Here is a 17623-nt window from a genome sequence, read left to right as displayed (position 1 = left end):
CATGCAAGGCTATCGCGCGCAGTTGCTGCGCTTCGACGCCGACGGCACGCCGCGCTACGAAAGCGACGGCCTGCTGGTGGTCGACCTGGGGCCGGACGGCGTGCAGCGCGTCGTCGCGGCTGGTCCCTACCGCGCGGTGGCGGCGCGCCACCCCCAGGTCAGCGTCACGCACTGGCAGGGCCGCATCATCGCGCCCGGCTTCATCGACATGCACGTGCACTATCCGCAGACCGACATCATCGGCGCGCCCGCGGATGGCCTGCTGCCCTGGCTGGAGAACTACACCTTCCCGGCGGAGACGCGTTTTGCCGATCCGGCCTACGCCGCCGAGGTCGCCAACGTGTTCTTCGCCGAGTTGCTGCGCAATGGCGTCACCACGGCGCTCACCTTCGCCACCGCGCACCCGGCCTCGGTCGACGCCTTCTTCGAGGGGGCCCAGAAGCGCGGCCTGCGCATGATCAGCGGCAAGGTGATGCAGGACCGCAACTCACCCGACGGCCTGCGCGACGAGACCGAGCAGAGCCTGCTCGACAGCGAGCGCCTGATCCGCCACTGGCACGGCAAGGACCGCCTCGGCTACGCCATCACGCCGCGCTTCGCGCCGACCAGCAGCGAGGCCCAGTTGCGCGGCGCCGGCGAGCTCGCGGCGCGATACCCCGATACCTGGGTGCACTCGCACGCCGCCGAGAACCGGGACGAGGTGCGCTGGGTGCGCGAGCTGTTCCCCGCGGCGCGCTCCTATGTCGACGTCTACCAGCGTTTCGGCCTGCTGCGCCGGCGCGCCGTCTACGCGCACTGCATCCACCTCGACGACGCGGACCGCGCACTGATGCGCGACACCGGTGCCGTGGCCGCCGTCAGCCCGACCAGCAACCTGTTCCTCGGCAGCGGCTTCTTCGACTACGAGGGTGCCGATCGCATCGGGATGGGCCACGGCCTGGCCAGCGACGTCGGCGGCGGCACCAGCTTCAGCCCCTTCCACACCATGCTCGCCGCCTACTACGTCGGCCGCGAGGGCCAGACCAAACCCGGCCTGTCCGTCGCGCCATCGCGCCTGTGGTGGAACCACACCGGCGGCGCCGCGCGCGCGCTCGGCCTGGAAGGCGTGATCGGCACCCTGCAGCCCGGCACCGAGGCCGACTTCATCGTGCTCGACCCCAAGGCCACGCCGCTGCTGGGACGCAAGAGCGAACGCGCGCAGAACCTGGAAGAGCTGCTGTTCGCGCTCATCGTGCTGGGCGACGACCGGGTGGTCGAGCAGACCGTCATAGCGTGAACAACGACTCCCCCTGAGGCGCTGACGCGCCTTCCCCCTCTTCCTGCGGGAGGGGGACGCACCCAGCGGCCAGGGGAACCCGGGCCGCGCGGCGGTTCAGGATCGGAACGGTCGCGCCGCCGGCCTGGCCAGAGTCAGCAGGATCACCAGCGCAAAGACCAGGAACCAGACGAAGGACCAGTTGGCGATCGTGCCGCCCAGGAAGGTCCAGTCCACCGCGCTGCAGTCACCGCCGCCGCGGAAGATCATCGGGATCGCGCGTTGCAGCGGGAACGACTCGATCATGCCGTACAGGTCGCGCCCGCAGGTGGCGAACTCGGGCGGATTCCACTGCAGCCAGCTCTGGCGCGCTGCGGTGAAGGCGCCGAAGCCGGCCATCGCCACTGCCAGCAGGCCCCACAGGCGCCAGCTCGCGACACGCGTCGACAGCGCGGCCAGCAGGCAGAACACGCCGACGATGATCAGCGCATAGCGCTGCACGATGCACATCGGGCAGGGCTCCAGCCCGACCACGTTCTGCAGGTACAGGATGCCGAACGCCAGCATCGCGGCACACACGACCGCGATCGCGGCAAACACGCGGCGTGGCCGCGCCAGCAAGGAATCAAGCACGATCGATCGAGCTCCAGGATCCGGCGGAACTTGAAATCTTAGCGGCTCGGCCGCGGCTCGCGCCTGGCCCGGTTCAGCCCACGTGCTGGCGTACCCAGCCAACAAAGGCGTCGACGAACTTCTGCACGTGCTCGCGGCTCGCCGGACCGATCTCGCCGTCCACCACCAGGCCCTCCTTCCAGGTCAGGTACATCTCGGGCTGGCCCAGCTCCGGCATCGCGAGAAAGCCGAGCACGCTGCGCAGGTGCGCCTGCGCCACCGCCGTGCCGATGGCACCGATCGACACCCCCGCCACCGCCGCCGGCTTGCCGGCCCACTTGCTCTGGCCCCAGGGACGCGAGGCCTGGTCGATCGCGTTCTTCAGCACGCCCGGGATCGAGCGGTTGTATTCGGCGGTGACGAACAGCACGCCGTCGGCGGCCGCCACCTCGTCGCGCAGCCGCGCCACCGCCGGTACCGGTGGCGCGCCATCGCTGTCCTGGTTGTACAGCGGCAGGTCGTCGATGCGGATGAAATGCGCCTGCACATCTGCCGGCAGCAGCTTGACCAGCGCCTGCGCGAACTGGCGGTTGTACGAATCCTTGCGGATGCTGCCGACGACGACGGCGATGTTCAGTGGCTTCATCAGATGTTCTCCGTTGCACGCGCCGCACCGGCCCCCCATGGGCGCGCCGCCGCGCGTGGTGCAACTGTAGCGCCAACCGGCGAGTTCCGATAATGCGGCCATGCCCAGAACCAGGACCCCACCGGTCGAGATGGACGACCACGCCCCCGACAGCGCACCCCGGCGCCAGCGCAGCATCCAGTCCATCGAGGTCGGCATGCGCGTGCTGGATGCCCTGGCCGAGGCCAGCCAGCCGCTGCCGCTGAAGGAGATCGCCCGGCACGCGGACATGCCGCCCGGCAGGGCGCACCCCTACCTCGTCAGCTTCATGAATGTCGGGCTGGTCAAGCAGAATCCGCTGACCGGCCTGTACGAGCTGGGCCCGGGCGCCCTGCGGCTGGGGCTGGCGGCGCTGGAGCAGCTCGACCCGCTGACCGAAGCCAGCCAGGAGGCCGCGCTGCTGGCGAACCAGACCGACCTGAGCGTGGCCCTGGCGGTCTGGGGCCAGCTTGGCCCGACCGTGGTGCGCCTGGATGAACCCCGCTATCCGCTGCACGTCAACCTGCGCGTGGGCACGGTGATGTCGGTGTTCAACACCATCACCGGCCGCGTCTTTGCCGCCTATCTGCCTGAGCGCATGGTGCGCAGCATGCTCGAGGACGAACACCGCCGTGTCGTCGGCGGCGCCTCGGCCGAGATCGGCAGCTTCGATTCGCCCGAAGTGCAAGGGCTGCTGGCCGAGATCCGTGCCCACGGCATGGGACGCGGCCTGTCGGTGCCGCTGCCGGGCGTCAACACCCTGTGCGCCCCGGTGTTCCGGGCCGACGGGAACATCGCGCTGGTGATCACCCTGTTCGGCCCGCAGGGCGTGTTCGACGCCGAGATCGACAGCCCTGCCGGCCGCCTGCTGCGTCACCATGCCGAGCAGGCCTCGCGTCGACTCGGCCATGCGTCACCGACGGTCACGCGTTCATTGCGTTAAACATTTGCTAATCAATTGACAACTAACTAATTTTACCGGAGAATCGCGGTATTGATGCCTTGATCAGGAGACCTACCGCATGACCGAAAAGAAATTTGCCTCCCAGGCCGACCTCGAAGAAAAGCAGGTGAGCTGGGACAAGCTGTCCGACAACGCCTACGCCTACACCGCCGAGGGCGATCCCAACACCGGCGTCATCATTGGCGACGACGGCTGCATGATCATCGACGCGACCGCGACGCCGGTGGCCGCGCAAGGCGTGATCAAGAAGATCCGCGAGATCACCGACAAGCCGATCAAGTACGTGGTGCTGACGCACTACCACGCCGTGCGCGTGCTGGGCGCCTCGGGCTACAAGGACGAAGGACTGGAACAGATCATCGCCAGCCAGGACACCTGGGACCTGATCGTCGAGCGCGGCCAGCAGGACATGGACTCCGAGATCGGTCGCTTCCCGCGCCTGTTCCAGGCTGTCGAGAGCGTGCCCGGCCTGACGTGGCCGACCCTGACCTTCCAGGGAGAGATGACGCTGTGGCTCGGCAAGCTCGAGGTGAAGATCAAGCAGATCGGCCGCGGCCACACCAAGGGCGACACCATCGTCTACCTGCCGAGCCAGGGCATCTGCTTCTCGGGCGACCTGGTCGAGTACGAGGCCGCCTGCTACTCGGGTGATGCCTACCTGGCCGAATGGCCACAGACGCTGGACAAGCTGGCCGCCATGAACTTCGAGAAGCTGGTGCCAGGTCGTGGCCCGACCCTGATCGGCGCCGACAAGGTCCGCCAGGGCCTGGCCTACACGCGCGATTATGTCAGCACGCTCTACAGGAGTGCGCAGGAGGCGGTCGCCCAGGGCAAGGACCTGAAGGCCACCATGGCGCATGCACGTACGCAGATGGACCCGAAGTTCGGCCACGTCTTCATCTACGAGCACTGCCTGCCGTTCAACGTCACGCGCGCGCACGACGAGGTCAGCGGCATCCGCGACCCGCGCATCTGGACCGCCGAGCGCGACCAGCAGATGTGGCACGCGCTGCAGGACTGACGCATCCCATCGATTCCCGACCCGTCAAGAGAAGACAAGCCCATGGCATTAATCGAGAAAATCCACCACGTCGCCTACCGCTGCAAGAACGCCAAGGAAACCGTCGAGTGGTACCAGAAGTACCTTGACATGAAATTCATCCTGGCGATCGCCGAGAACCAAGTGCCGTCGACCAAGGAACCCGATCCCTACATGCACGTCTTTCTCGATGCCGGCAACGGCAACGTGCTGGCCTTCTTCGAGCTGCCCACCAAGCCGCCGATGATCGCGCCGTCGGATGCCAACACCCCGTCCTGGACCCAGCACCTGGCGCTGAAGGTCGATTCGGTCGAAACCATGATGAAGGCCAAGGCCCGGCTGGAAGCGGACGGCATCGAGGTCGTCGGCCCCACCGATCACACCATCTTCCAGTCGATCTACTTCCGCGACCCCAGCGGCCACCGGCTGGAGCTGTGCGCCAACACGTCGACACCGGCCATGGACAAGGCGCTCGACGACGTCAAGTGGGACATGCTCGAGGAATGGGACCGCACCCGAAAGGCCCCCGAGCACGCGCGCTGGATGCACGACGGCAGCGGCCACGTCGGCCCCCACTGAGGTCGTGGCGCGGCCCCGATCAAGCCGCCACCAAGTGAGACTGACAGGAGACAAACCCATGAACACCCATGATCCCCGCACGACCAGGCCAGACTCGGCGCCGACCACGCACGACACCCAGGTGGTGGTGGTGGGCAACGGTCCGGTCGGCCAGACCGCCGCCCTGCTGCTGGCCCGCTGGGGCGTCGACTGCATCGTGGTCGATCGCCGGGCGCAGCGCGACGTGATCGGCTCCAAGGCGATCTGCCAGCAGCGCGACGTGCTGGACGTGTGGGAGTCGGTCGGCGTGGGGCACAAGATCGCCGCCGAAGGCGTCACCTGGGACCGGGCCACCACGCTCTACAAGGACGCAACGCTGTTTACCCAGCCCTTCGTCGACACCGGGCGCTCGGTGTTCCCGCCCTTCGTCAACATCTCGCAGACCCGCACCGAGGAACTGCTGGACGAGCAGATCGCGCGCGCATCGCACATCACGCCGCTGTGGGACCACGGCGTCGAGCAGATCGAGCAGGACGCGACTGGCGTCACCCTGCACTGCCGGCGCGCCGACGGCACGCCGGTCCAGGTTCGCGCGCAGTACGCCATCGTCGCCGCCGGCTCGGCCCCGCGCGAGCTGCGCCACCAGCTCGGCGTCACGTTCAACGGCCGCAGCTTCGACGACAAGTTCCTGATCTGCGACATCCGCGCCGAGCTGCCGGGCTGGGAGCGCGAGCGACGCTTCTATTTCGATCCCGAGTGGAACCCCGGCCGCCAGGTGCTGATCCACCCCTGCCCCGATTCGACCTTCCGCATCGACTGGCAGGTGCCGGGCGACTACGACCTGGAGCAGGAAGAGGCGAGCGGCGCGCTCGACACGCGCATCCGCAAGATCATCGGCGACCAGCCCTACGAGATCGTCTGGAAGTCGGTCTACCGCTTCCACTCGCGCATGGTCGACCGCATGCGCGTCGGGCGCGTGCTGCTGGCGGGCGACTTCGCCCACATCGTCTCGCCGTTCGGCGCGCGCGGGCTCAACACCGGCGTGATGGACGCCGAGAACGCCGCCTGGAAACTGGCCTTCGTGCTGCGCGGCTGGGCCACAGACGACCTGCTGGACAGCTACGACAGCGAGCGCCGCGCGGCGTCGCGCGAGAACATCGAGGTCACTGGCCACACCATGGACTTCCTGGTGCCGCACACCGAGGAGCAGCACCGAATCCGCGTCGAACGCCTGACGGCCGCGCTGACCGACCCCTCTGTACACCCCCAGATCGATTCGGGCCGCCTGTCCGAACCCTTCTGGTACGTCGATTCGCCGCTCACCACGCCCGATGCGACACGCCCGTTCGCCGGCCGCCCGCCGCGCGGCCACGTGCCGCCGCCGGCGCCTGGCGTCGTCCTGCCCGACGTGCCGGTGCGCATCGAGGGCACGGACTGCACGCGCCTGCGCCAGGTGGCGCGCGACGGCCTGCTGCTGCTGGCCGGCAGTGCGGTCGACGTCGCAAGTCTGGGCGAGCAGGTGCAAGGTGCCACCTCGGCGCCACTGCGCATCCTGCGCATCGCCGACATCGACTGCGAAGGTGCGCTGCAGCAAGCCCTGCAGGCTCGCCCGAACGAGGTCTGGGTGGTGCGACCCGACGCCCACATCGCCGCCGTCAGCGTGCCAGACGCCGGCCCGGCCTTGCGCGACGCGCTGCGGCGTGCCGTGGGCAGTCCGGCTGCCCTGGCCGCCTGACCCGCCCCGCGGCGCAAGCTGGGTCCGCTCAGGCCCGTGCCGGCCTGAGCGGACGCCGCGCCGCCCCGGGTGGACGGAGTCACGCGCATCCTGCCTGCCTGGGCGCCCCGGGCGGTCCGCCATGATAAAAACCGCGATCTGTCCAGCAGCGGCGCGGCCATCGTTCCTGCGGCGCGGTCAGGGCTGCGGTCGATCCGGGAACGCGGCCCGTTCGACCAGCCGGCCCGCGAGGTGGCTCGCCGTGCGCGCGGATCCCACATGAAAAGCTACGACGACATATTCCAGGAACGCGGCTCGGCCTACGACCGCGCGATGCGTGCCCAGCCCCACGCCCGCAGCGCGGAGTTCCGGCAGGCAGTGCAACGTGCGCAGCTCAGTCCGGGCCAGGTGGTTGCCGACGTGCCTGCGGGCGGCGGCTATCTGCGCGAGTACCTGCCCTCTGGCTGCCACTGGCGCGGACACGAGCCATGCACCAGCTTTTCCGCGCCGGGCGGCCATCATCGCGCCGACCCGACGCGATCACTGCTGCCCCTGCCCTGGAGCGATGCCAGCGTCGACGCCATCCTCAGCATCGCCGGAGTTCATCACCTCGACGTCAAGGTGCGGCTGTTCGGGGAGTTCCGGCGCGTCATCCGGCCAGGTGGACGGCTCGTGCTGTCGGACGTGGCGGCAGGTTCGGACGTGGCGCGATTTCTCGATGGCTACGTGGGTGCGCACAACAGCACCGGGCACGAGGGCGTGTTCCTCGATCGCCACAGCCTGCATGAACTGCGCGAGGCCGGCTGGATCGTGCAATCCGATGAACTCGTGGACTTCCACTGGGTGTTCGACGATCGCCAGGCGCTCGCCGACTTCTGTCATGGACTGTTCGACCTGCGCCGCGCCAGCCCGGCCAAGACCCTGGCTGCGATCGAGGACGGGCTCGGCATCGACACGCTGCCCGATGGCCGCGCCGGCATGCGCTGGCAGCTGAGGACGATCACGGCGCAATCACCCGGCTCGGCCTGAGCGCCGTGCCGCGCCGCACCGGCGACGCAGCCCCGCGGCGTGCGGATGCGAGTGCCCGCTCAGACCTTCGCCAGCGCCTGCTCCAGGTCGGCGATCAGGTCGTCGATGTGCTCGATGCCGATGCACAGGCGCACGGTTTCCTCCTTCACGCCGGCCTTCTCGAGCTCCTCGGGCGACAGCTGGCGGTGCGTGGTGCTGGCCGGGTGCGTGGCAAGCGAACGCGTGTCGCCGATGTTGACCAGGCGCGTGAAGAGCTGGAGCGCGTCCAGGAAGCGCGCGCCGGCCTCGCGGCCGCCGTCCGCCGACCTGACGCCAAAGGTGAACAGCCCGGACGCCTGGCCGCCCATGTAGCGCTGGGCCAGTGCATGGTGCGGGTGGTCCGGCAGGCCGGCGTAGCTGACCCAGGCCACCTTGGGGTGCTTCTGCAGGAATTGCGCGCAGGCCAGGGTATTGGCGCAGATGCGCTCCATGCGCAACGCCAGGGTCTCGATGCCCTGCAGGATCAGGAAGGCGTTGAAGGGCGACAGCGCCGCGCCCAGGTTGCGCAGCGGCACCACGCGCGCACGGCCGATGTAGGCCGCCGGGCCCAGGGCCTCGGTATAGACCACGCCGTGGTAGCTTTCGTCGGGCTGGTTCAGGCGTGGGAAGCGCGCCTTGTGCTCGGCCCAGGGGAACTTGCCGCTGTCCACCACGATGCCGCCGATGCTGTTGCCGTGGCCGCCGAGGAACTTGGTGAGGGCGTGCACGACGATGTCGGCGCCGTGCTCGAACGGGCGCAGCAGATAGGGGCTGGGGACGGTGTTGTCGACGATCAGCGGCACGCCGTGGCGGTGCGCGACGGCGGCGATCGCCGCGATGTCGGTGACGTTGCCGGCCGGGTTGCCGACCGACTCGATGAACACCGCCTTGGTCCTGTCGTCGATCAGCTTGCCGAAGCTTTCGGGATCGTCGGGGTCGGCAAAGCGCACCTCGATGCCCTGCTGCGGGAAGGTGTGGGCGAACAGGTTGTAGGTGCCGCCGTAGAGCTTGCTCGAGGCGACGATGTTCTCGCCCGAGACGGTGATGGTCTGGATCGCGCAGGCAATCGCCGCCATGCCCGAGGCCAGCGCCAGGCCGCCGATGCCGCCCTCCAGAGCCGCGACGCGCTTTTCCAGCACATCGGTGGTCGGGTTCATGATGCGGGTGTAGATGTTGCCCGGCACCTTGAGGTCGAACAGGTCGGCGCCGTGCTGGGCGCTGTCGAAGGCGTACGACACGGTCTGGTAGATCGGCACCGCCACCGACTTGGTGGTGGGCTCGACCGTGTAGCCGGCGTGCACCGAACGGGTTTCGAATTTCCATGCATCGGACATTGCGGATTCCTTTCTTGGACTGTTGAATCGAGGGCCGGAAGCGCCCGCCAGGCAGGCGCTTCAGCGGAGAAAGCTCGGGCCCGACGCGCTACAGGCCATGGCAACGGCCGCGCGTACGGGAAACATGGCAGTCTAGCCCGAACGCCCGCCCTGCCGCGCGTCGCCTCAGACCGTTTGCGCATGAGCTTATGCGCCACGCCGGCAGGCCGGCCCGGCACCGGGGCCGGCGCGGGTCAGGCCAGCGCCTCGCGCACGGCCTGCGCGACGTGCGCCGCGTCGACGCCGAAGAAATCGCGCAGCGCCGCGCGCGTGTCGCTGCGGCCGAAGCCGTCGGTACCCAGGGTGCGGTAGCTCCGGCCCGGCGGCAGGTGGGCACGGATCAGCTCGGGCACGGCGCTCACGTAGTCGGATGCGGCGACGATCGGGCCCTGCGTGCCCGAGAGCAACTGCGCCGCCCAGGGCGCGGCGCCGCTCGCCTGGCTGGCGCGCCCGTCGCGTGCCAACTCGCTCCAACTCGTGACGCTGACCACGCTGGCGCCGATGCCCTGCCAGGCCAGTTGCTCGGCGGCGCGCACGATCTCGGGCAGGATGGCGCCCGAACCCAGCAGCGTCACCGCCGGCGCGCCGGCCTGCGGCCCGTGGCGGGCCAGCAGGTAGGCGCCGCGCAGCACGCCTTCGCGCGCACCTTGCGGCAGGTCGGCCTGGGCGTAGTTCTCGTTCATGAGCGTGACGTAGTAGAAGACGTCACGCTGCTCGATGAGCATCTCGTGCATGCCCGCGTCCAGGATCACCGCCAGCTCCCCGGCGAAGGCCGGGTCGTAGGCGCGACAGTTGGGCACGGTGCTGGCCACGAGCTGACTGGTGCCGTCCTGGTGCTGCAGGCCTTCGCCCGCGAGCGTGGTACGCCCCGAGGTGGCGCCCAGCAGGAAGCCGCGCGCGCGCTGGTCGGCCGCGGCCCAGATCAGGTCGCCCACGCGCTGGAAGCCGAACATCGAGTAGTAGATGTAGAAGGCCAGCACCGCCAGGCCGTGCACGCTGTAGCTGGTGGCCGCGGCGGTCCAGCTCGCGAGCGCACCGGCCTCGCTGATGCCCTCCTCCAGGATCTGGCCATCGCGCGCCTCGCGGTACGAGAGGATGGAACCGATGTCCTCGGGCGAATAGCGCTGACCCACGTCGCTGTAGATGCCCACCTGCTTGAACAGGTTGGCCATGCCGAAGGTGCGCGCCTCGTCGGCCACGATGGGCACGACGCGTGGGCCGAGTCCCTCGTCCTTGAGCAGACCGCCGAGCATGCGCACGAAGGCCATGGTGGTGCTCATCTCCTTGCCCTGGGGAGCCAGCGCGAACTGCGCGTAGTTGGCGAGCGGCGGCACGGCCAGCGGCTCGCATTGCGTCTGGCGCCGCGGCAGGTGGCCGCCGAGCCGTTCGCGTTGCGCGCGCAGGTAGCGCATCTCGGCGCTGTCCTCCTCGGGCTTGAGAAAGCGCAGCTCGCGCGCCTCGTCGTCGGAGAGCGGCAGGTTGAAGCGGTTGCGAAACTCGATCAGCGCCGCTTCGTCCAGCTTCTTCTGGCTGTGCGTGGTCATCTTGCCCTGGCCGGCCGTGCCCATGCCGTAGCCCTTCTTGGTGTGCGCCAGGATCACGGTGGGCTGGCCGCGGTGCGCGGCGGCGGCGGCGTAGGCGGCGTGGATCTTGACCAGGTCGTGGCCGCCGCGCTTGAGGCGATCGATCTGCTCGTCGGTCATGCCCTGGGCGAGCTGCCGCAGTTCGGGGTGCTGGCCGAAGAAGTTGTCGCGGTTGAAGCGCCCGTCCTTGGCGGCAAAGGTCTGCATCTGACCGTCCACCGTCTCGCCCAGGGTGCGCACCAGGGTACCGCTGCGGTCGCGCGCGAACAGGCCGTCCCAGTCGCTGCCCCACAGCAGCTTGATGACGTTCCAGCCGCTGCCGGTGAAGAGGCGCTCGAGTTCGTCGACGATGCGGCCGTTGCCGCGCACCGGGCCATCGAGGCGCTGCAGGTTGCAGTTGACCACCCAGACCAGGTTGTCCAGCCGCTCGCGCGCGGCCAGCGTGAGCGCGCTGGTGCTTTCGGGCTCGTCCATCTCGCCGTCGCCGAACACGCCCCAGACCTTGCGACCCCGGCAGTCGAGCAGGCCGCGGTCCGTGAGGTAGTGCATGAAGCGCGCGTGGTAGATGCTGCTGATCGGGCCGATGCCCATCGAGCCGGTGGGGAACTGCCAGAAGTCCGGCATGGACCAGGGGTGCGGGTAGCTGCACAGGCCGCGTGCGCCCTCCCGGGGCGCCGTGATCTCCTGGCGGAAGTGCAGCAGGTCCTGCTCGGTCAGGAAGCCTTCGAGGAAGGCGCGCGCGTACACGCCCGGCGCGCTGTGCGGCTGGAAGAACACCAGGTCGCCGCGGTGCTGGCCCGGCGCCAGGCCTTCGCGTGCGTGGAAGAAGTGGTTGAAACCGACCTCGAACAAGTCGGCGGCGCTGGCGTAGCTGGCGATGTGGCCGCCCAGCTCGCCATAGGCCTTGTTGGCGCGCACCACCATGGCCAGCGCATTCCAGCGCATCAGCGAACCGAGGCGTTCCTCGATCGCCAGATCGCCGGGGAACACGGGCTGGTCTGCGGCCGCGATGGTGTTCACCGCCGGGGTGTTGAGCTCGGGCTGCCAGCCCAGCCGCTGCTCGCGCGCCAGCCGTGCCAGTTCGTCGAGCACGAAGCGCGCGCGCCCGGCACCCTGGCTGGCGACCAGGGCCCGGAAGGCGTCGCGCCATTCGGCGGTCTCGACCGGGTCGGGATCGGGCGCGGCGCTGGCGCGCGCGTGCATCGCTGCTGAGTCGTGCATGGAATCGGGCCCTCCGGCGTGACTGTCCATCTTCGCATCATGCGCATTCCGGCGCCCGCGCGTTACCGCGCGGCATCGAGACCGCCGGAATCCGGCCCAACCGGGCAGTCGACGCGCGCACGCGCGCACTTCGGGGCCCGCGATGGGTACCGGCAAATCCGGTTCAGGCCTCGTCCAGCCGCAGCGCCACGTTGTTGAGCCGGTCCAGCCGCTCGGGCCAGTCGCCGCTACGTGCGCCCTGGCGCAACAGGCGCGCCCAGGCGAACCAGGCATCCCACTGCACGCGCTTGTCCCAGGCATTGCCCCAGGCGCTGTAGCATTGCAGCGCGCCCTCCGCGGCCGCCAGCGCGTCGTCCCGCCGGCCGTCGATCAGGTAGAGCTGGGCCAGCGCCATCTGCGGCTCGCCGACCCAGGGGTTCAGGCGCACGGCATGTTCGAGCGCGGCCACGGCGGCGTCCATCTGCACCAGCGGCTGCTCCTGCATGATGACCGACCAGTAAAGCGAGCAGGCCGCGGCCTCGGCATCCGCCGGCAGCGTCTGCTGGCAGTGATCGAACACCGGCGGCACGGGCAGCCGGCCCTGCAGCGCCGGATGCTGCAGCGCCGCCCCCAGGCGGCTGATCTGCGCCAGCATGCGGCTGGGCGGGCGCATCGGACCGGGCCACAGCGCCGCCATCCAGTGCGTCGCCTGCGCCACCCGGGGCACCTGCGGGAAGCCGCTGTAGATGTCTTCCTGCCAGGCAAACCATTGCTCGGCGGCATCCGCCATGCTGACCACGATGAAGGCCGCCACCACGTCGGGCGCCAACGTGCGATCCTGGAGCTCCACGCTGCCGTCCGGCTCGATGCGACCGTCCAGCACGCGCTGGATGAACTGGGCGCGCGAGGCGGTGCAGAACACGTGCACCAGCTCCTCGGCCGGGGCTCCCACGGCCTCGCGCAGGCGTGCGCGTTCGCGCGCCGGATCGAACTTGACCAGGTCGACGAAGGCGTTGCCATAGACACTGTGCAGCAGGCCGAGCAGGCGCACGTCGCGCGGCTGGCGCCACAGCGCCAGGGTGCGCGCCACGCCCACCAGGTGGTGGCGGAAAGTGCCGGCCTTGTGCCAGTCCTGGCCGACGCCGCGCGCCAGCACCAGCGGCAGCACCGGGGCGAGGTCGGCGTCGCGTGCCAGCCACTCGGCGTCCAGCAGGGGCAAGGCGCGGGCGAGGAGGTCCGCATCCAGAGTCGGGAAGGTCGGGCGGTTGGTCATGTGGGGTCTGGGCAGTCAACTCGGATGCGTCGCAGTATCCGCCAGATTCGGCGGAGCGTGGTGCCGGCGGCACAGGGCGCGTCGACGCCAACCCTCGGCCCGACGTGCAGCGGCGCAACACAGTATGCTGCGGGGTTGCCTGCCGGTTGCCAAGCCATCGGCGGGCGCGGCCCGCCCTGCCCCACGATCCACCCGATGTCCGAAGAAATCGTCCACTGGCGTGCCGACGGCACCCCGGTCAGCCCGCGCTTTGGCGACATCTACCGCAGCGCGGGCGAAGGAGGCCTGGCGCAGGCGCGCGAAGTGTTCCTGCGCGGCTGCGGCCTGCTGCCGGAAGCCGGGGCGCCGGCCTGGGCGCAGGCACCGCGCTGGGCCGTGCTCGAGACGGGCTTCGGCCTCGGCCTGAATTTCCTCGCCACCTGGCTGGCCTGGCGCGAGGATGCGCGACGCCCACGCCAGCTCTTCTACAGTGCGGTCGAGGCGCACATCGTCGAAGCGGACGACCTGCTGCGCAGCGCCGCGCCGTTTCCGGAACTGGACGCGCTGGCGCGAGAGCTGGCGCGCCAGTGGCACGGGCTGCTGCCCGGCGTGCATCGCCTCAGCCTTGACGGCGAGTGCGTGCACCTGACGCTCGCCATCGGCGACGTGCAGCCGGCGCTGGCCGAGCTGTCCGGCGCGCACGACAGCATCTACCTCGACGGCTTCAGCCCCGAGCGCAACCCCGAGATGTGGAGCCTGGACGTCTTGCGCGGCGTGACCCGGCTGGCGCGGCACGGTGCCCGCGCCGCCAGCTGGTGCGTTGCACGCAGCGTGCGCGAGCACCTCGTGAGCTGCGGCTTCGAGGTGGAGCGCGTCGCCGGCCTGCCGCCGAAGAAGCACGCCCTACGCGCCCGCCTGGCACCCCACTGGCGGCCGCCGCCGCGCGCCACGCGCGCGCAGGACGAGGCGCCGACGGGCCGCTGCGTCATCGTCGGTGCCGGCCTGGCGGGTGGCGCGGCCGCGCGCAGCCTGGCGCTGCGCGGCTGGCAGGTGACGGTGCTCGACCGCGCGAACGAGCCGGCGGCCGGCGCCAGCGGTCTGCCGGCGGGCGTGGTCGCGCCCCATGTCTCGCCCGACGACCGGCCGCTGTCGCGCCTGACGCGGGCCGGCGCCCGGGCCACGCTGGCGCGGGCCGGGTTGCTGCTGCTCGAAGGGGTCGACTTCGCCGCCAGCGGCGTGCTCGAGCGCCACGAGCCGGACAAGCGCCGCGTGCCGGCCGGCTGGCGCGAATACGCCGCTTCGCCCGCGACGCGCGCCGAGACGCTGGACCTGGACGTCGCGTTCACCCGGGCCCAGGCCGCGCGGGTCGGCCTGTTGGCGGACGCGGCGCAGCCTGTCCTGTGGCATGCACGGGCGGGCTGGGTGCGACCCGCGGCCCTGGTGCGCGCGATGCTGGCCACGCCCGGCGTCTCCTGGCGCTGCCGCATGGCGGTGGCACGGATCACGCCGACGCCTGCCGGCTGGTGCCTGGCACAGGCCGATGGCAGCGTGCTGGCGGAAGCCGAGCTGGTGATCATCGCCGCCGGCTACGACTCGGTCATGCTGGCGGGCGGCGCGCTGCCCCTGCACGCGCTGCGTGGCCAACTGGCGTCGGGACCCATGCCCGGCGGCGTGCTGGATGCCGCCCTGCCGCCGTTTCCGGTGAACGGCCGCGGCAGCCTGATCGCCCATCTGCCCGACGCCGGCGGGCCGCGCTGGGTCTGTGGCTCGACTTTCGAACGGGCCAGCACCAGTTCGCGGATCACGGACGCCGACCACGCCGCGAACCGCGCACGGCTGCACGCCCTGCTGCCGCCCGCCGCCGCCGCGCTGGATGCCCAGTGGGCCGACGGCCGCGCGCAGGGCTGGGCCGGCGTGCGCGCCACCCTGCCTGACCGCCTGCCGGCGATTGGCGCCTGGCACCCCCATCACGACGCCGGCCATGAATCCTCGACGGAATCGCCCGGCCCGGGGGACACGGAGGCCGCGCTCGAGACACCCCGCCTGCCGCTGCACCTGTGCACCGGTCTGGGCGCACGCGGCCTGACCCTGGCCGTGCTGTGCGGCGAACTGCTCGCGGCCGAACTGCACGGTGAACCCCTGCCGGTGGCACGCTCGCTGGCACGCCTGCTGCGCGCTCGTCGCTTTGCCGCATGAACCCGCCGGGCCCCACGCTGCTCAACCCGCGCCACCTGCTGCTGGCGCTGCTGGTGGTTGCCATCTGGGGCAGCAACTTCGTCGTCATCAAGGTGGCGCTGATCCACCTGCCGCCGCTGCTGATGGCGGCGCTGCGCTTCGCGCTGGCGGCGTTCCCGCTGGCCCTGCTGTTGCCGCGCCCCCGCGCCTCCTGGGGCAATCTGGCGCTGTACGGCCTGACCATCGGCGTGGGCCAGTTCGGCCTGCTGTTCTACGCCATGGATCACGACATCTCGCCCGGCCTGGCGTCGCTGGTGATCCAGGCCCAGGTGTTCTTCACCGTCGCGCTGGCGATGGCGGTGGATAACGAGCGCCTGCGTCCGTTCCAGGGCGTGGCGGCGCTCATTGCCGTGGCCGGCATGTGGGTGATCGCGCGCCACACGGACGGCCAGACCAACCTGCTCGGCCTGCTGCTGACGCTGGGCGGGGCGGCCTGCTGGGCGCTCGGCAACATGGCGAGCCGCGCCGCCGGGCCGGTCAACGTGCTGGCCTACATCGCCTGGTCCAGCCTGTTTGCCGTGCCGCCCCTGCTGCTGCTGAGCCTGTGGCTGGAAGGCTGGTCGCGCATGGCGACCGGCCTGGCGCACGCCGACGCCCTCACCTGGGCCGCGGTGGCCTGGCAGACCGTCGGCAACACGCTGCTCGGCTACGGTGCCTGGGCCTGGTTGCTGGCGCGCTATCCGGCCGCCACCGTGACGCCGTTTGCCCTACTGGTGCCGGTATTTGGCATCGGCACGTCGGCCCTGCTGCTCGCCGAGCCGCTTCCGGCGTGGAAGCTCGGCGCAACGGCACTGGTCATGGGCGGCCTGGCGCTCAACCTGCTCTGGCCACGCCTGCGGCGCGGGCTGGCCGCGCGCTGAAGGCCGGCGCGAGGCCTCTCCGGGCGGTGCACGTGAAAAAGGCCACCCGGAGGTGGCCCTGGTACCGCGCGTGCGCGCTTCAGTCGAGCGGCGTCTTCTTGCCGTCCTTGTAGACCGAGATGGTGATGGACGGATTCTTGATCTCGTGGTTCGGCTCGAACTGGATGGTCGAGGTCACGCCCTTGTAGTTGGACTCGATCAGTTTGGGCACGAAGACCTTGGGGTCGACCGAATCGGCGCGCTTCATGGCATCGGCCAGCAGCATGGTGGCGTCGTACTTGTACGGGCTGTAGACCTGGAACTCGCCCGGGAAGCGCTCGTCGTAGCGCTTCTTCCACTCCAGGCCACCCGGCATCTTCTGCAGCGACGCGCCGCCCTCGGCGCAGGCCACGTTGGCGAGCGACTTGGCGTTGGCCGACAGCTCGGCCAGCTTGAGCGTGCAGATGCCGTCGCCGCCGAAGAACTTGACATTGCTCATGCCAAGCTGGTCCATCTGGCGCAGCATCGGGCCCGCCTGCGGATCCATGCCACCGTAGAAGATACCGTCCGGCTTCTTGCCCTTGATAGCCGTCAGGATGGCCATGAAATCGGTGGCCTTGTCGTTGGTGAACTGGCGGTCCACCACCTTCATGCCGAGCGACTCGGCGGTCTTGGCGAAGATGTCGGCCAGACCCTGCCCGTAGGCCGTGCGGTCGTCGATCACGGCCACCGTCTTGAGCTTGAGCGTGTCGTGCGCATACTTGGCCAGGCCCGAGCCGAGCGAGCTGTCGTTGGCGATGATGCGGAAGATCTCGGCGTACCCGGGCTTGGTGATGTCCGGGTTGGTCGCGGCGCCCGTCACCATCGGGATGCCGCACTCGTGGTAGACCTTCGACGACGGAATGGCCACCCCCGAGTTCAGCGGGGCCACCACGCCGTTCACCTTCATGTCGCAGAGCTTCTGCGCCACGGCCGTGCCCTGCTTGGGATCGGCCGCATCGTCCTCCAGCACGGCCTCCCACTTGATCTTCTTGCCGCCAATGACGATGTTCTGCTTGTTCAGGTCCTCGATGGCCAGCACCACGCCGTTGGCGTTGTCCTTGCCATAGTGCGCCTGGCCACCCGACATCGGCGCCACGCTGGCGATCTTCACCACCTGCACGTCCTGCGCGGATGCCGTGCCAGCGGCCACGAACGCCGCTGCCACGGCAACCAGGGTCAGTTTCAATTGCATACGAATCTCCGGGAAGTGGAACTGTTGTGGCGAGCTTGCCTGCTCGACGGGCGC

General features: G+C 70.0%; 14 protein-coding genes. 8 read left to right on the top strand and 6 right to left on the bottom strand.

Translation table 11 applies throughout. The annotated features are described in order from the left end of the window. The first annotated feature begins 1 nt into the window (after position 1). The gene (guaD, locus tag PKA16_RS03940; protein ID WP_324400612.1) at positions 2–1276 is read left to right on the top strand and encodes a guanine deaminase; all 1275 of its coding nucleotides are present in this window, start codon (positions 2–4) and stop codon (positions 1274–1276) included. Between the two features lie 96 nt (positions 1277–1372). Here the strand turns inward: guaD and PKA16_RS03935 are convergent, their stop codons facing one another. Together PKA16_RS03935 and PKA16_RS03930 are read right to left on the bottom strand one after the other, a co-directional pair. Further along, a complete protein-coding gene (locus PKA16_RS03935) occupies positions 1373–1891 on the bottom strand; it encodes a disulfide bond formation protein B (protein ID WP_324400694.1) in 519 nt (172 codons plus the stop codon). Between the two features lie 70 nt (positions 1892–1961). Next, the gene (locus tag PKA16_RS03930) at positions 1962–2513 is read right to left on the bottom strand and encodes an NAD(P)H-dependent oxidoreductase (RefSeq protein ID WP_324400610.1); all 552 of its coding nucleotides are present in this window, start codon (positions 2511–2513) and stop codon (positions 1962–1964) included. 100 nt (positions 2514–2613) lie between these two features. Here PKA16_RS03930 and PKA16_RS03925 point away from each other — a divergent pair, with 100 nt between their 5' ends. From PKA16_RS03925 to PKA16_RS03905, 5 genes are all read left to right on the top strand, one after another. Beyond that, a complete protein-coding gene (locus PKA16_RS03925; RefSeq protein ID WP_324400608.1) occupies positions 2614–3474 on the top strand; it encodes an IclR family transcriptional regulator in 861 nt (286 codons plus the stop codon). A gap of 79 nt (positions 3475–3553) precedes the next feature. After that, on the top strand, positions 3554–4516 hold the full coding sequence (locus PKA16_RS03920) for an MBL fold metallo-hydrolase (protein ID WP_324400606.1): 963 nt from the start codon (positions 3554–3556) through the stop codon (positions 4514–4516). Between the two features lie 42 nt (positions 4517–4558). After that, on the top strand, positions 4559–5113 hold the full coding sequence (locus tag PKA16_RS03915; protein WP_324400604.1) for a VOC family protein: 555 nt from the start codon (positions 4559–4561) through the stop codon (positions 5111–5113). Positions 5114–5171: 58 nt separating this feature from the next. Continuing rightward, positions 5172–6827, top strand: a complete 1656-nt coding sequence (locus PKA16_RS03910) for an FAD-dependent monooxygenase (protein WP_324400603.1) — start codon at positions 5172–5174, stop codon at positions 6825–6827. Positions 6828–6896: 69 nt separating this feature from the next. Next, positions 6897–7835: a methyltransferase domain-containing protein gene (locus PKA16_RS03905; RefSeq protein WP_324400601.1), complete on the top strand. Its 939-nt coding sequence runs from the start codon at positions 6897–6899 to the stop codon at positions 7833–7835. 59 nt (positions 7836–7894) lie between these two features. Here the strand turns inward: PKA16_RS03905 and PKA16_RS03900 are convergent, their stop codons facing one another. The 3 genes from PKA16_RS03900 to PKA16_RS03890 form a co-directional block, all read right to left on the bottom strand. Continuing rightward, positions 7895–9187, bottom strand: a complete 1293-nt coding sequence (locus tag PKA16_RS03900; RefSeq protein ID WP_324400599.1) for an O-acetylhomoserine aminocarboxypropyltransferase/cysteine synthase family protein — start codon at positions 9185–9187, stop codon at positions 7895–7897. A gap of 233 nt (positions 9188–9420) precedes the next feature. Then, positions 9421–12030, bottom strand: coding sequence for an alpha-ketoglutarate dehydrogenase (mdeB, locus tag PKA16_RS03895; protein WP_324400597.1), 2610 nt, complete (start codon positions 12028–12030; stop codon positions 9421–9423). 163 nt (positions 12031–12193) lie between these two features. Continuing rightward, positions 12194–13282 (bottom strand): DUF6817 domain-containing protein, encoded by a 1089-nt coding sequence (locus PKA16_RS03890; RefSeq protein ID WP_324400595.1) that lies wholly within the window; start codon positions 13280–13282, stop codon positions 12194–12196. A gap of 195 nt (positions 13283–13477) precedes the next feature. On the opposite strand from PKA16_RS03890, the gene mnmC reads away from it, so the two are divergent. Further along, complete coding sequence (mnmC, locus tag PKA16_RS03885) at positions 13478–15457, top strand: FAD-dependent 5-carboxymethylaminomethyl-2-thiouridine(34) oxidoreductase MnmC (protein ID WP_324400594.1); 1980 nt, start codon at positions 13478–13480, stop codon at positions 15455–15457. Then, on the top strand, positions 15454–16356 hold the full coding sequence (locus tag PKA16_RS03880) for an EamA family transporter (RefSeq protein ID WP_324400592.1): 903 nt from the start codon (positions 15454–15456) through the stop codon (positions 16354–16356). Before mnmC ends, PKA16_RS03880 begins: the two co-directional genes overlap by 4 nt. Positions 16357–16435: 79 nt before the next feature. On the opposite strand, the gene PKA16_RS03875 is transcribed toward PKA16_RS03880, so the two are convergent. Next, positions 16436–17569, bottom strand: a complete 1134-nt coding sequence (locus tag PKA16_RS03875; protein WP_324400590.1) for a branched-chain amino acid ABC transporter substrate-binding protein — start codon at positions 17567–17569, stop codon at positions 16436–16438. Positions 17570–17623: the final 54 nt, after the last annotated feature.

It is taken from the genome of Ottowia sp. (genome assembly GCF_035325765.1).
Lineage (GTDB): Bacteria > Pseudomonadota > Gammaproteobacteria > Burkholderiales > Burkholderiaceae_C > Ottowia.
The sequence above is the reverse complement of the archived record's forward strand: the minus strand, read 5'-3'. Positions and strand labels throughout refer to the sequence as shown.

Bases quoted from the DNA above. Each gene is read 5' to 3' on its own strand.
- guaD (WP_324400612.1), top strand. From the start codon at position 2: ATGCAAGGCTATCGCGCGCAGTTGCTGCGCTTCGACGCCGACGGCACG.
- PKA16_RS03930 (WP_324400610.1), bottom strand. From the start codon at position 2,513: ATGAAGCCACTGAACATCGCCGTCGTCGTCGGCAGCATCCGCAAGGAT.
- PKA16_RS03925 (WP_324400608.1), top strand. From the start codon at position 2,614: ATGCCCAGAACCAGGACCCCACCGGTCGAGATGGACGACCACGCCCCC.
- PKA16_RS03920 (WP_324400606.1), top strand. From the start codon at position 3,554: ATGACCGAAAAGAAATTTGCCTCCCAGGCCGACCTCGAAGAAAAGCAG.
- PKA16_RS03915 (WP_324400604.1), top strand. From the start codon at position 4,559: ATGGCATTAATCGAGAAAATCCACCACGTCGCCTACCGCTGCAAGAAC.
- PKA16_RS03910 (WP_324400603.1), top strand. From the start codon at position 5,172: ATGAACACCCATGATCCCCGCACGACCAGGCCAGACTCGGCGCCGACC.
- PKA16_RS03900 (WP_324400599.1), bottom strand. From the start codon at position 9,187: ATGTCCGATGCATGGAAATTCGAAACCCGTTCGGTGCACGCCGGCTAC.
- mdeB (WP_324400597.1), bottom strand. From the start codon at position 12,030: ATGCACGACTCAGCAGCGATGCACGCGCGCGCCAGCGCCGCGCCCGAT.
- PKA16_RS03890 (WP_324400595.1), bottom strand. From the start codon at position 13,282: ATGACCAACCGCCCGACCTTCCCGACTCTGGATGCGGACCTCCTCGCC.
- mnmC (WP_324400594.1), top strand. From the start codon at position 13,478: ATGTCCGAAGAAATCGTCCACTGGCGTGCCGACGGCACCCCGGTCAGC.
- PKA16_RS03880 (WP_324400592.1), top strand. From the start codon at position 15,454: ATGAACCCGCCGGGCCCCACGCTGCTCAACCCGCGCCACCTGCTGCTG.
- PKA16_RS03875 (WP_324400590.1), bottom strand. From the start codon at position 17,569: ATGCAATTGAAACTGACCCTGGTTGCCGTGGCAGCGGCGTTCGTGGCC.